A 285-nucleotide genomic window follows, 5' to 3' on the forward strand; every position below is an offset into this window, starting at 1 on the left:
ATCAAAGCAATGGTTGAAGCGATTCATAGGATTGGGCTTCCAGCTTCTGTTTCTAATACTGCTGGGACCTTTGTCTGCAACCATCTCATGTATCAAGCTCTTTACTTGGCGGAGAAACAATTTCCAAAGACTAAGGCAGGCTTTCTCCATATTCCCTTCTTGCCAGAGCAGGTTGTAGACAAGCCAGGACTAGCTTCCATGTCTTTGAACGATATTGTAAGAGGAGTTGAAGTAGCTATAGGAGCGATTGTTGAATATAGGGATAAAGAGGATATTAAAAAGGGT

Annotated in this window: 1 pseudogene; it reads left to right on the top strand. The window is 42.1% G+C overall.

Annotation, left to right across the window (positions count from 1 at the left end):
* A pseudogene (locus C1E99_RS07015) lies at positions 1 to 285 on the top strand (pyroglutamyl-peptidase I); the annotation flags it as partial.

The sequence above is a fragment of the Streptococcus suis genome, assembly GCF_002964045.1.
Taxonomy (GTDB): Bacteria; Bacillota; Bacilli; order Lactobacillales; family Streptococcaceae; genus Streptococcus; species Streptococcus suis_U.